This window comes from Saccharopolyspora spinosa NRRL 18395 (assembly GCF_000194155.1).
Classification (GTDB): Bacteria; Actinomycetota; Actinomycetes; order Mycobacteriales; family Pseudonocardiaceae; genus Saccharopolyspora; species Saccharopolyspora spinosa.
The window spans coordinates 744,580-757,091 of record NZ_GL877879.1; the positions used below are offsets into that span (position 1 = coordinate 744,580).

13 protein-coding genes and 3 pseudogenes are annotated in these 12,512 nt (G+C 65.3%); 5 read left to right on the forward strand and 11 right to left on the reverse strand.

The features are described from left to right. Nucleotides 1–5: 5 nt before the first annotated feature. A complete protein-coding gene (locus SSPN_RS0122605) occupies nucleotides 6–833 on the reverse strand; it encodes an ABC transporter substrate-binding protein (protein WP_029535624.1) in 828 nt (275 codons plus the stop codon). A gap of 538 nt (nucleotides 834–1,371) precedes the next feature. Between SSPN_RS0122605 and SSPN_RS60145 the strand changes: the two genes are divergently transcribed. After that, nucleotides 1,372–2,154, forward strand: coding sequence for a P27 family phage terminase small subunit (locus SSPN_RS60145; RefSeq protein ID WP_237710807.1), 783 nt, complete (start codon nucleotides 1,372–1,374; stop codon nucleotides 2,152–2,154). A gap of 498 nt (nucleotides 2,155–2,652) precedes the next feature. Here SSPN_RS60145 and SSPN_RS0122615 read toward each other — a convergent pair. Beyond that, a pseudogene (locus SSPN_RS0122615) lies at nucleotides 2,653–3,015 on the reverse strand (LysR substrate-binding domain-containing protein); the annotation flags it as partial. Between the two features lie 280 nt (nucleotides 3,016–3,295). Between SSPN_RS0122615 and SSPN_RS0122620 the strand changes: the two are divergent. After that, the gene (locus tag SSPN_RS0122620) at nucleotides 3,296–4,216 is read left to right on the forward strand and encodes a hypothetical protein (RefSeq protein WP_010309296.1); all 921 of its coding nucleotides are present in this window, start codon (nucleotides 3,296–3,298) and stop codon (nucleotides 4,214–4,216) included. 88 nt (nucleotides 4,217–4,304) lie between these two features. On the opposite strand, the gene SSPN_RS0122625 is transcribed toward SSPN_RS0122620, so the two are convergent. The 4 genes from SSPN_RS0122625 to SSPN_RS60150 form a co-directional block, all read right to left on the reverse strand. Further along, nucleotides 4,305–5,291, reverse strand: a complete 987-nt coding sequence (locus SSPN_RS0122625; protein WP_010309299.1) for a DUF1996 domain-containing protein — start codon at nucleotides 5,289–5,291, stop codon at nucleotides 4,305–4,307. A 91-nt stretch (nucleotides 5,292–5,382) separates the two neighbouring features. Next, nucleotides 5,383–6,087, reverse strand: a complete 705-nt coding sequence (locus tag SSPN_RS0122630; protein ID WP_010309303.1) for an anti-sigma factor family protein — start codon at nucleotides 6,085–6,087, stop codon at nucleotides 5,383–5,385. Next, on the reverse strand, nucleotides 6,084–6,638 hold the full coding sequence (locus tag SSPN_RS0122635) for a sigma-70 family RNA polymerase sigma factor (RefSeq protein ID WP_044574778.1): 555 nt from the start codon (nucleotides 6,636–6,638) through the stop codon (nucleotides 6,084–6,086). Before SSPN_RS0122635 ends, SSPN_RS0122630 begins: the two co-directional genes overlap by 4 nt. Before the next feature lie 500 nt (nucleotides 6,639–7,138). Then, on the reverse strand, nucleotides 7,139–7,465 hold the full coding sequence (locus SSPN_RS60150) for a hypothetical protein (protein ID WP_237710690.1): 327 nt from the start codon (nucleotides 7,463–7,465) through the stop codon (nucleotides 7,139–7,141). Here SSPN_RS60150 and SSPN_RS62830 point away from each other — a divergent pair. Beyond that, nucleotides 7,349–7,735 (forward strand): annotated as a pseudogene (locus SSPN_RS62830) (transposase family protein); the annotation flags it as partial. The gene SSPN_RS60150 and the pseudogene SSPN_RS62830 overlap by 117 nt on opposite strands. Nucleotides 7,736–7,834: 99 nt before the next feature. On the opposite strand, the gene SSPN_RS60155 reads toward SSPN_RS62830, so the two are convergent. After that, nucleotides 7,835–8,224: a hypothetical protein gene (locus SSPN_RS60155; RefSeq protein ID WP_044574781.1), complete on the reverse strand. Its 390-nt coding sequence runs from the start codon at nucleotides 8,222–8,224 to the stop codon at nucleotides 7,835–7,837. Nucleotides 8,225–8,555: 331 nt separating this feature from the next. Between SSPN_RS60155 and SSPN_RS56950 the strand changes: the two genes are divergently transcribed. Together SSPN_RS56950 and SSPN_RS45120 are read left to right on the forward strand one after the other, a co-directional pair. Beyond that, a complete protein-coding gene (locus SSPN_RS56950) occupies nucleotides 8,556–9,395 on the forward strand; it encodes a hypothetical protein (protein WP_158309619.1) in 840 nt (279 codons plus the stop codon). 53 nt (nucleotides 9,396–9,448) lie between these two features. Then, nucleotides 9,449–10,676: pseudogene (locus SSPN_RS45120) on the forward strand (IS256 family transposase). On the opposite strand, the gene SSPN_RS0122660 reads toward SSPN_RS45120, so the two are convergent. The 4 genes from SSPN_RS0122660 to SSPN_RS55205 form a co-directional block, all read right to left on the reverse strand. Further along, nucleotides 10,639–11,091 (reverse strand): hypothetical protein, encoded by a 453-nt coding sequence (locus SSPN_RS0122660; protein WP_010309319.1) that lies wholly within the window; start codon nucleotides 11,089–11,091, stop codon nucleotides 10,639–10,641. The pseudogene SSPN_RS45120 and the gene SSPN_RS0122660 sit on opposite strands and share 38 nt — an antisense overlap. 31 nt (nucleotides 11,092–11,122) lie before the next feature. Next, complete coding sequence (locus SSPN_RS56955; RefSeq protein WP_010309324.1) at nucleotides 11,123–11,281, reverse strand: hypothetical protein; 159 nt, start codon at nucleotides 11,279–11,281, stop codon at nucleotides 11,123–11,125. Then, nucleotides 11,278–11,808 carry a hypothetical protein gene (locus SSPN_RS60160; protein ID WP_237710691.1) on the reverse strand — a complete coding sequence of 177 codons (531 nt, stop codon included), beginning with the start codon at nucleotides 11,806–11,808 and terminating at the stop codon, nucleotides 11,278–11,280. Before SSPN_RS60160 ends, SSPN_RS56955 begins: the two co-directional genes overlap by 4 nt. Before the next feature lie 471 nt (nucleotides 11,809–12,279). After that, on the reverse strand, nucleotides 12,280–12,512 hold a 233-nt coding region (locus SSPN_RS55205), incomplete at its 5' end, for a hypothetical protein (RefSeq protein ID WP_237710692.1).

The following is a 12,512-nucleotide window of genomic DNA, read 5'->3' on the forward strand; positions in this document are numbered from 1 at the left end:
CTCCGTCAGGCCACGATCTGGGGGGCGATGAGCTGATTCTCGCCGAAGCCCCACTTCCGCTGGAGCTCGCGCAGCGCACCGTCCGCCTCGGCACGCACCAGCACCTCGTGAACGGCGTCGCGGAGCTCGCTCTTGTTCTTGTTCGTGGCGATGCCCATGACGAGGTTGGTGTCGACCAAGAAACCGTGGTCGAGGTGTTCGGGGGACTTCTCAACGGCTGACTTCGCGATGCCCGCGTCGTTCATGAAGAAGTCGGCGCGGCCGGTGGTGGTCGCGGCGACGGCCTGGTCCAGCGCGGAGAAGACCAGCGGTGTGATCCCGGCGCGGCCGGACCGCTCGCATGACTGCGACTGCTTCTCGATGATCTCGCTCTCGACGGTTCCGGCGACCTGCGCGGCCGTGGTGCCGCACAGCGCGTCGGCGCTCGTGAGCTTCCTCGGGTTCCCCTTCTGCGTGACGACGGCACTCATCGTCTTCAGGTAGGTGACGAAGTCGACCTTCCGCGCGCGTTCCTCGGTCACGTAGAGGTTCGACGCGACGAGGTCCACGCGTCCGGACTGGAGCGCGGGCACCAGGCCGGTGAACTCCATCTGGGCGAACGTGGAGCGGAAGCCGAGGCAGTCGCCCACAAGGCTCACCAGGTCGGGGTCGAGGCCCTTCACCACATCCGGCTCGTCGGGGGTGATGAATTCGAAGTTGCCCTGCCCAACGGTCGTGCCGACCTTCAGCTCGGCCCCGACGAGTTCCGGGTGGCTCTTGCGGAGCTCGGCGCAGAACGACGCGTTGAACGGTGCGGCCGCCTCAGTGGCGCCGCCGTCACCGCACGCGGTCATGCCGCCCACGGCGAGGGCGAGCACGGCGGCCGTGGTGAGGCGGGTACTGCGGGAGAGGCATTTAGGCGCCTCCGTTCGATATGTTGGCAACGTCCAGCGCATTGAACTGTGATATTCGCGGGAACAAACCGGGGCAACCCCGGAAAGCCTTTGCTGCACGAGCTTCCGCGAACACTGCACAAAGGGGCGAACGCCGTGTGCGACGCCGCCGGTCGTGGAACCCGCTCGACTTCCCCGCCACCACGAGGTGTCCGCCCACCTGTCCTCCTACGAGGACGGCGGGCTGGAGCGCGGTCCCGTGCTGCTCCTGCACTTTTAGGACCACCCGGCGGTCCGGCAGCGGCTCGACCAGCTTGCCGCGCTTTGGCTTGACTCCCCGAGCCTGTGGGGCTCGGAAAGCCATCGCGCGCTGAAGGTGCTGCACGGCGACCGCCACGACCGCATCAACCAGCCGATCCCGCCCGAAGGCGAGGTCACCCCGTTGAAGGAGCCGTCCGAGGACGCCCGTGCGGCGTGGGACCGGTTGGCGCCCAATCTGATGGCGGTCGGAGTGCTCACGCCTTGGGACGTGGATGCCTTCGCGGTGGTTTGCGAAGCGCTCACCCGGTACAAGCAGGCGACCAAGCTGGTCAGCGGCTCCGCGCTGCTGGTGCAGGGGCCGAACGGGTTCGTGAAGAACCCCCGCGCTGACGGTGCAGCGGGAGGCCGAGGCCACGTTCGCGCCGTACGGCGCGAGGTGGCACCACAACTATCGCAAGAATCTATTCACCGGAAGGAACGGACGCGGAGGTGCCGAAGTCTGGAGCGGAGGTGCCGAAGTCTGGAGCAGCCGCGGGCTCGAAACCCCACTGCTGCCCCGGATCCTCCGTCGCGGAGGTGCCGAGCTGCACACCTCGACGGCGCAGAAGGAACCGGCTACGGGTCGCCCGATGAGTGCCCCCGCGAAGATCGACCCAATCAAAATCGGGAACACGCAACACCGGGTGGCGGACGTCGACGCTGCCGTGCAGTTTTACGCCAACACTTTCGGTCTGGCAACGAAATTCGTCGATGGCGACCGCTACGCCGCCCTCGACGCCGGGGCACCACACGGGCTCTGGCCAGCCCGGCAGCGGACATCACCGGCGGCGTACCCGCGGCGTCGTTCAAGGTTCCCGACGTGGCCGCAGCACTGGTCGCCCTGGTAGGGCGCCCGCTAATCGCCGCTGGTCAGCGAACGCAGCGAGACGCAGATCTGCGACATCGTCAACCCGGAAAAGCTCACCCGAGTCCCCTGGTAAGAACCGGGCCCCCCGCCCGCCCGCCCGCCCAGAAACCGTGAGCGCGGCTGGGTGCGGTAGCAGCGTTTGGCGTGTTGTTTGAAGCGAACGGACCGTTCGTGCCACCTACCGAAGCGAACAGGCCGTTCGCCCTTCACATCGGTTGGCGAGGCGGAACGAGACCGCGCCCGTTGGGATCGCCACCGAAACCTCTAGGCAGAACGGGTTTTACAGCGGCCTCTGCAGCACCCAACGGGCTCACGGACTTCTACCTGCGGTTCTAATCAACTTTCCCGGCCTATTGCCGGAGCCTCTAAGCAGGCCCCCGGCTCAGCTGGGGTCGGTGACTCGGGCCAGGAAGTAGAGGGCTCAAGAGGGCTCCCGTGGTCTGGTGGCGCACCAGGAATAGGAACCGCAGAGACTAAGCCTCGCTGGAGAGTCGCAATTGGACAGATTTCGGGCGGAAGCGGAATCGTGCCCAGGAACGCCTTCATACCGGGGAAAGTCCGCACGAAATGGACACACGGCGCGCAACAAGCCGGCATCGGCGCGCTGGCTGATCATGTACGGTGCCAGTTGATCGCGTCTGGTTCGCCGGTGTCGCCGTCGAGGCCGCGGGAGACTCCTCGCGGGGGATCGATCTCGGTCGCACGCATGAAGTCCAGAAAACGAGCCGCGACAGGCGAGAGGTCCTGGGAGCAGTGGTACACCACGCCGATGACCCTGGTCGCTCCCGGCGAATCCACGGGTACCGCGACGAGATCCTCCAAACCGAAACCCTGCAACTCCAAGGCCGGCAAAGCCGCCACGCCCACGCCGGTCCGTAGGAGACCGCCGATCGTCGCCACGCTGGACGTGTTGAAGTGCTGGCTCACGGAGATCGAGTACTTGCTGAACGCAGCGTCGACCAAAGATCGTCCTTGGTGATCGTGCGGCCAAGCCGATCACCTAATGCGCGAGCCGCCGCCGCACGCACCGAAGCCAAGATGCGGTTGATCGCCGCTGCCCAGCGCCCCGGCGTCCATCCCGCCTCTGTCCACATGTCACTCACAGACATGACGCGATCACCATACGCCATCCATCGAGTCAACGGCGGGCGTCCGAAAAATTCAGCGATCTCTTGAACCGGTGCGGATCGGGGCACGTGTTTCCGCCGTACGTGGCTGCAGATTGGCTGGAGCCCGGGATTTGAGGGGAGAACTCATGCTGTCAAAGCGAGCCAAGTACGTTGCCGTCCTCGTCGTCGCCGGAGCGGTGTCGTTGAGCGCGTGCGGGTTGCCGACCTTCGCGGCGGGTCCGGCGCCTGCCGCGCCGAGTGCGCAGGTCCCCGAGACCGGAAGCGCCGGCCTGTCCTTACTGGCGGGGACCGCCAAGGCGCACAATGCGACGGCGAAGACCGGGGACTGGGCAACCGGGTCCGACGGCACAGCCAACACCGCGGACCAGAATGTTGCGCGAAAGTGGGTGCAGTTGAAGGCTTCCCAGGCAGGTGCTCTGGACCCGGTAGTGGTCAACGGTGCCGGACTCACGTTGTACCGGTTCGACAAGGACACGGCCAAGCCCTCGGTGTCGAACTGCAACGGGGATTGCGCGAAGACCTGGCCGCCGTTGACCGTGGCTCCGGGCGGCAGGATCTTCTTGGCCGGCGTTCCGAAGTCCAAGGTGGGCACCGTCAAACGGGACGACGGCAGCCTCCAGGTGACCATCGGTGGCTGGCCGGTCTACCGCTTCGCCAAGGACACCAAGCCGGGCGACGCCAAGGGCCAAGGTGTGGGCGGAACGTGGTTCGGGATCACTCCGAACGGCCAGAAAGCCGGGACCGAAACCGGTGACGGCAACGGCGATGCGCAGGACGGCAGCACGCAGCCGACCGAATCCGCCGACAGCGCGGTTCTCTTCGACGACAAGAATTTCAGCGACGACGGTGCTTCGCAGGGCGTGGCCGGACCGGGCTGCAAGAACGTCGCGCGGCGCGACGTGACGTCGTCGATTTCGGCGTCCGGGTCCTTGAAGCTGTGGTCCGGGCAGAACTGCACCGGCAAGTCGTTGGTCATCAACGGTGATGTCGCCGATCTCGGCGAGGTCGGATTCGACAATGCCGTGGAGTCGGTGTTCTTCGGCTGACCTACCGCTGACCAATGGTCGTGAGTGCGTTGCCGGGCGGAGCCCGGACAACGCACTCACGACCATTTTCATTTCGGAGGTTTCTTCCTCAGCCGATGCGCCCGTTGTTCACGACGGCCACGACGTGTGCCATCTGCTCATCGGTCATCACGTTTATGAAATCGCTGTGATCCGTGATCGGGCTGCGCTGCTGATCGGGGAAGGTGTCGATGGCGTACTCCGCGTCGCTGGGCACGTCGTAGTCGACTTCGATGCGCAACTGCGGGACGGCGAACGAGTTGGTCGGGCATACCCCGTTTCCCGCCGGGAACACCAGGTGATCGCGATGGTTCGGGCTGTCGTTCCTCCTGCCATCCCAACAACTCGGAAAGTCGAAGACCCGGACCACTCGATGCCCGTCCGGGCACCTCGGATAGCGGTTCGTCTGCCGGTCGAGCATTCCGGAACAGGTCCAGTGCACTCGGGCGGCGTTGTCCAAGCCGTTGGTGAGCGCCTTCGCGTCGCCGATGACGGCCCGCAGGAACCGGGGCATCGGGATCACCTTGCTGGCCGGATTGCCGCGGAAACTTATCAGTACTGAGGCCGGTTGAAGAATCGTGCCGCGGTTGTGCGGCATATCGGCGGAACCCGGCTCGTCGCCGTTCAGCAGGCGAAGCACTGGCCAGTAGTAGGTGGACCTGTCGCCGTTCACACAAGTGGTTTCGGCTGCAGCGAGGCTCTGGTCGGTGGCGAACGCATCCGTTGCCAGGTTGCCCACGTAATCGTGCATGTGATGCGCTCCGCCGGACACGGCAGGCGATGCGATGACGTTGTCCGCGTTGCGGTGGGCGTTTTCGTTACGACCGCAGTCAACCGTCATCACGCCGGTCGAGGCGTCCGGGCCGAACCGGTTTTGCGGACCCATCGGGGGAACATCTGCGATGTCGACGAAATCGCCGGTCACCGGCCCCGGAGCGCCATGAACACCGTGCCCGTCGACGTACCCGACACCCAACGCCGCGACGAGCCCGACCGGCAGCAGAACTGCGGCCAGCCGCCACGCCCGGCGCCCAGACTGTCTTTGGCTTGTGGACACCGAGCCATCATCGCACTCCCGGGCCGCGGCCTGAGCAAGCCCCGCCCCGGATGTTCCGGGACGGGGCTTGACGTCGGAATATGTCGCCTGGTCAGACCGCCGTGGAGACGAATCTGGTGCCCTCGAAGTTCTCCACTTCGACGGCCGCCACATCGTCCGGCGCCATCAGCGCCGAACCATCCAGCGCGCTGCCTTCGTTCGCGCCCTTCTCGGACACCAGCCAGCTACCAGCGATCTCCCGGCTACCGTCCTTGCCCACTACGACCAAGCGGCACCGTTCGCCCGCCGGTATCCCGTTGACCGCGGCGTTCAACCGCACCCAGCCAGCTGCAGGCGTGACCGTCACAGTCAGCCTCGCCCCACTGGCCGAGTCGACGGCCGTGGCGGCCTTCGTTCCGGCGGGCGGCATGGACGCGATCGGCGGCTGCGCGACGACCAGCGGCGGTGCGCTGTCACCCGCTCGGCCGATCAGCACGCCGCCGCCGAGGGCGACGGCCGCGACGAGAGCCGCCGCCGCGCCTACCACGGCGTGCCTGATGCCATACGCCCTGGATTTCTCCGAACGAACCTGCCGCAAGGTGCGCTGCAACAGCAGGTCTGCGTCGTCCGGAGGTCCGTCCAGGAACAACTCCGGCGGGACCTCGTCCAGCACGGCCCGCATCTGCTCCAAGTCCTCCAGTTCCCCACGGCAGTGTCCGCAGGACGTCAGGTGCTCGTCGAGCGCGCTGTGTTCCGGTTCGTCGAGTACGCCCAACACGTAGGCGCCCAGGTCGACCTTGTGATCCTGGCTGCTCATCGAGCCACCTCTTTCCATGCGACCAACGCTGCGCCGCCCAACGCTTCACGAAGTGCCCGCAAGGCGTAGTAGGATCGTGATTTCACGGTTCCCGGCGGTATTGCCAGTTCAGCGGCTGCCTCAGCCACGCTGAGTCCTCGGAAGTAGATCTGCACCAGCACGTCGCGGTGGTCTTCCGAAAGCGTATCCAGCGCCTCGGTGACGACCATCGAGTCGACCACGGAGTCGGCGTGGTCACGCACTGCCGGCGGCGCTGTCGGCGTGGCCGCGACCTCCGGTGGACGAGCGGCCTTCGCGCGGCTGCGGTCGATGACGATGTTGCGCGCCACGGTCAGCAACCACCCGCGAACGGAACCCTTCCCGTTCACCAGGGCGTTGGGATTTCGCCACGCTCGTACCAGCGTCTCCTGCACGACGTCCTCGGCCGCCGCTCGATCGCCGGTCAGTCGCGTCGAGTAAGCGAGCAGGGCGCGACCGTGCTCCTCGAACAGCGACCGGATCAGCGCATCATCGCCAGCGGTTTGCGTCCGACGAGACAATAAGCTCGCCATCTACCACTCCTTCCGCCCTGCAGCACCGATGGATGGGGCTCCGATCAGCGTTTTGGTAGCCACACGTAATCCAGGCCGCGACGGTTCAACGGCTGCGGCACTCTGGTACCGGACTCCGTCGTGGACGTCGTGCCGAACCTTCGCGCGCTGGAGTGACACGGGCTGGCCACTGGTACCACTCGATCAGCGACCTCGCGGCGAGCATACTGACCTAGCCGCAGAACCTCATCACTGTCGTGATGCAGGCGATCATCCTGGTGTTCGTGGCGATCATTCGCGGTCAACAATGCGGTTCACACACCCACCAGGGATGTCCGGCTTCGGCGCCGGAGCGCCTTGTGCCAGAGCCTGGTCACCTGATGGCGGAAGGTCGATACGCATCGGAGTTGCCTGGTACGGCGTAGTAGGCCGTGTGCTCTCGCAAGACACTGGCCAGCCACTGCCCCTGCACCGGGACGGGGTCATGCCGGCGCCGCTTGAGTTGTTGGCAAGAAAAATGATCACCCAAGGCGTTCCGTGATCACACAGCGGCCAGTTTGACCAGGGTAACTTTTTAGAGGCAAGCCAAGAGACTGTTGGGTAACCAGGTGGGCACGTAGCGCAACAGCGAGGGCACCATCGACCGTGTTCACGACGCGCTGCGCGATCAGGTCCGTATCCAGGCCGGGCACCAGGCGGACCTGACGGCGGCGGTGCTGGATGCCCAGTCCATCGAAAGCAGCGAGCGCGGCGAAGCACACGGGTTCGATAAGAAGACGACAGGCCGCAAACGCCACCTCACCGTGGACACCCTCGGCCGACGCCCTCGGCCTGCTACTGACCGTCATGGTCACCTCCGCGTCAGTACAGGACCACGTCGGAGGGCGGGAGATCCTGCAACACCTGGCCGCCCGGTTCCCCCGATCGCGCTGGTCCAGACCGATGCCGGACACCCCAACTCCATCATCAACGGCCTGCCGGCCTGGGCGAAGGAAAACCTCGGACTGGTACTGGAAATCGTCAAACGCAGCGACGATGTCAAGGGGTTCCAGGGCCTACCGCGCAGGTGGGTGGTCGAACGACCTTTTGGGTGCCTGATCCGACATCGCCGCCTCGCACGAGACGACGAACGCCTGACCGCCAACTCCGAAACCATGATCACACTCGCGATGATCCGCCTCTGCCGAAGCTGGCGGGCATCCTTGGAGATACCTGCATTATTCACGCTGTGGTGGGTTTTCCAGCCTGATTGTGTGCCGATACCCAGCCCTCATTGCCTCATTGCCCGACTCCACAGCATCCGCCGCGCCCTCCCGAGCATCCTGTCGCAGGAACGCGGTCAACGCGGTCGCGACAAACTCCTCGTAAGCAGCATCCTCGCCCTGCATCACGCCAGCATCCGCCGTGCCCTCCACCGCATCCGCCCTGCCCTCATCCAACTCCCGCAACGTCCGATCATGCCACCCATCGAGATCGACGTCAGCCGGCCCCGCGTCCTGTTCGCCCTGCCCAGCCCCAGTCCACTCCCCCACCTCACCTAGCACCATTGCATCCTGCTGCCCACTTGCCACCACGCCCGCAATCCGACCCGACCCAGCCTCCTGCATCAGCTTGAGCTTCTTCCAACACCGCAACCCGATCGGCTTCGGCCCTTTTCGCCCAGCGATACGTCGCGTTCAATTCGTTCTTTTTCTGTCTCCGCTCCGCCGCCCGCTCGTCCTGTTGGATCGGTCGGAGTGAGCACCTCACTCTCGCCGTTGCCCGGACTCCCTGGATCAATCCCAGCCGCTGCTGCTGCCACCTGGGCCCCGGAACTCTCGCCAGCCGCCGCCCGCACACTCTCATCGGCCTTCCGCCTGCGTCCTCTTTGTGCCTTTCGGGCCGGTTTTCCCGGTCACCGGCCACGCACCGAGCTGACGCTTCGGACCCGTCACCTCGGTGGGCAGTCCGGATCCCCAGCCGTGGCTGCGCAACCCGGACCCACTGGGCGGCAAGACCACCATCTCCCGGTCCGGCACCGGCACCGGCACCGGCACCGGCACCGGCACCGGCACCAATCATCCACATCCCGGTCGCAGCCAAGACATCAGCTTTCTCAGCGACCTCCCCCTTATGCGGATCCAGCAGATCCACCACCTGATGCCCATAGCGGTCTCCGGCATGCACCGCAGCGATCACATGCGCGCTACCGTCGGCTCGCTGGTAAATCACCGGCACACCCACACCCACCGGCCCGCTCCGCGCATACTGCTCAACCCCAGCAACACCCCCCACCCACCGGGCCTTCGCCCCGAACGCCGCCTCCAACCCAGCCGGATCCCGATCAACACCAGCCGGACCCGCCACAAACTGCCGACCGAACCCGACAGAATTGTGAAGCGCCACCACCGCCTCCTGGCAGTTCACCTGATAACGCTCATCACCGGAACCAAAATTAGCCTGATTCACCCCCGGCAGAAACCGATACCAATCCCCAACCGACTCACCCCCCGCTACCGGATCTGCGCCCCTCCACACACCAGACTCCCCCGCATCCCCCGCATCCGGCCACACCGCAGCCGCCGGAAACGGCTCACCGAAAGACAGACCGTTATCGCCTTCAACCCCAAACGACCGAACGGAACCCTCCCCGTCGGTGTAGTCGGGGAGGAACTCGGCGAAATCAAACCCTCCGGCAATCGCCTCGACACCACCCACTCCCTCCCCCACATCCTGCGACACCCCACCCTGTGCACCCCTGCGCTCGTCATCCGCAATCCATGTAGGAGGCACCAGTGACTGAGGTGAAGGCCGAACAGGCCAGCGAGGCCGCCGCGGCAGACCTGGCGGCGATGGATGAGCAGATCCAGCAGCTGGCCGATCGGGCCCGTGCCGAAGGGCTGCGGCTGACTGGTGAGGGCGGCCTGCTGGGTCGGCTGACCAAGCTGGTCACCGAGGCCGCGCTAGTCGGCGAGATAGATGATCATCTCGGCTATGGCAAACACGACCCGGTCGGCCGCGGCGGCAACTCGCGTAACGGCACACGGGCCAAGACGGTGCTGACCGAGGCCGGCCCGGTGGAAATCAGCGTGCCGCGGGATCGCGACGGGAGTTTCGAGCCGACGATCGTGAAGAAGCGGCAGCGCCGGTTGACCGGCGTGGACGATTTGGTGATCTCGTTGTCCGCCAAGGGATTGACACACGGCGAGATCTCGGCTCACCTGGTCGAGATCTACGGGGCCGAGGTGTCCAAGCAGACGATCTCCACGATCACCGACCGGGTGATGGACGGGATGGCCGAGTGGCAGAACCGGCCGTTGGACCCGGTCTATCCGGTGATCTTCATCGACTGCATTCACGTCAAGATCCGCGAGGGACAGGTCGCCAACCGGCCGATCTACGTCGCGCTTGCCGTGACCGTGGACGGCACCCGCGACGTCCACGGACTGTGGGCCGGCGAGCACGGCGCCGGGGAGGGCGCCAAGTACTGGCTGCGGGTGTTATCCGAGATCAAGAACAGGGGCACCGTCGACTGCTGCATCGTGGTCTGCGACGGGCTGAAGGGCCTGCCCGAGGCCATCGCGCAGGTGTGGCCGCAGACGATCGTGCAGACGTGCATCGTTCACTTGCTGCGCCACAGTTTCCGTTATGCCCCCCTCAGGGACTGGAGCGCGATCGCCAAGGACCTCAAGCCGGTCTACACCGCGCCCTCGGAGCAAGCGGCGCTGGACCGGTTCGCCGAGTTCAGCGAGAAGTGGGAGGCCCGGTACCCGGCGATCGTGCGGCTGTGGACCAACGCGTGGGCGGAGTTCGTGCCGTTTTTGCAGTTCGACACCGGAGATTCGCACGATCATCTGCACGACCAACGCCATCGAGAGCATCAACGCGCGCATCCGCCGCGCGGTGAACGCTCGCGGCCACTTCCCCAGCGAGCAGGCTGCCTTGAAGTGCGTCTATCTCGCAATCATGAGTCTTGATCCCACCGGAACGGGCCGCAAGCGCTGGTCCAACCGCTGGAAGAAGGCCCTCAACGCCTTCGAGATCACCTTCGACGGACGCCTGTCCGCCGGACGCCGATAGAACCGAAATCAACAGTTACACCGAAAACTTGACAGCCCCACCCTTCCTTCCGTTTCTGCCAATGCGCCACCTTCGGTTGGAGCTCCGCCAACTCCACCGTCTGCTCCCCAGTCAACGGCCCCTGCTCCTTCAACGCCTCCAACACCGCAACACGGGCGGCAGCAGCCTTTCTCGCCTGGTGATCCTTCGCGTTTCTTGCCTTCTCTAGCTGTTTCCAATGCGCCACCTTCGGCTGGAGTGCCGCCAGTTCCGTCTCCTGCGCCTCAGTCAGCTGCCCCTGCCCCTTCAGCTTCTCCAACTCCGCAAACCGAGCGACTTTGGCCTTTCTCGCCTGGAGAAACTTCGCGTTCTCTTCCTTCTTTTTCTGTCTCTGCTGCGCCGCCTCTTGTGCTGCCTGATCGGCCGGGGTGAGCACCTCACTCTCACCATTGCCCGGAATGCCGGGGTCAATCCCAGCTGCGGCCCAACACCACAACCCGATCGGCAGCAGCCTTCCTCGCCTGGCGATACTTCGCATCACCTTCCTTCTTGTGCTGTTTCCACTGCTTCCGCTGCGCCGCCTTTGGCTGGAGCGCCGCCAGCTCCGCCTCCTGCTCCTCAGTCAACCCGCCAACTCCTCCAACACCACAACACGACCGGCAGCAGCCTTTAACCCCCGGTAATACTTCGCCTTCGTTTCCCTGTTTTGCTGCTTCCGCTGCGCCACCTCCGGCTGGAGCTCCGCCAGCTCCGCCTCCTGCTCCTCAGTCAACTCCCCCCGCGATACCCCGCTCGGAACCATTGCGCTCTGCTCATCCTGCTGCCCACTTGCCTCCAAACCCGCAATCCGCCCCGATCCAGCCTCCTGCATCAGCTTGAGCTTCTTCCTGCTTTCCGCAAGCCTTTGTTTCGTTTCCTTCAACGGCTCCGCAAACGCGGCCAACCTAGCCACCTTGCTCCGCAACGTAGGCAGCTTGGCCTCAATCTCAACACTCCGCGGCAACGCCTCCAGCGCCTTGACTTCCTTAGCGGCATTGTTCCCTAGCGATACCTGGTTTACCAGGCGATGTACCTCAGTTTCGTTCATTTTTATTTCCCGCCGCAAATTGAGCTCGGCCTGCTGCTCCGAAGACAACCGCCCCTGCTCCTCCAACGCCTCCAACTCCGCAATCGCGGCGGCAGCGGCGGCCTTTTTCGCCGGGCGATGCTTCGCGCTAGCGGGGCGGTGTCGTCGGCCCGCCTACTACCGGGCCAGGCCAGGCGCCGTCGTGCGCCGTCTCGTTTCGGGCGTCGGTCCTGGATCGTGTCTGGTACCGGTTTCACCCCGTCGCTGCCCGGCTGCATCCAGATCTCCGCCCGTGCCGGTCCTTCGGCGTGCGGAAACGGCGGCGGTGCGGTCAGTCCGACGTCGTCGGTGGAACGGGCGTCGCTGGGGAGGTCCTTGTGCGTACGGTCCAGCGTGTCGTGCAGATCGTGTGCGACGGGAGAGAAATCGTGCCCGGCTTGTGCTAACTCGGCAAACCTCTCCCAATCCGTCGGCAACAAATCCAGATCGCCGGCAACATCCCGCTCACCAACACCGTCGGCCCCCTCCCACGAGAATGGATCCCCCTCATCTTCAAGATCAGCAGACCAGCGATCCACCTGGCACGACCGGGACATCACGAGTCGGCTTCCCGCCCGGCACGCTGCCGTCGGCACCCCCCTTACCCCCCTTGACGTCCGTGCCGTCCACAACAGCGGACTCCACGGGGTCTTTGCCGGAGAGCACCGGCACCGCAGCCGAATCCACCGGCCCGACCAGGAAAACAGAGTCCACATCAGACGGCTTCGAATGATCAGAAGCGTTGGATGAGG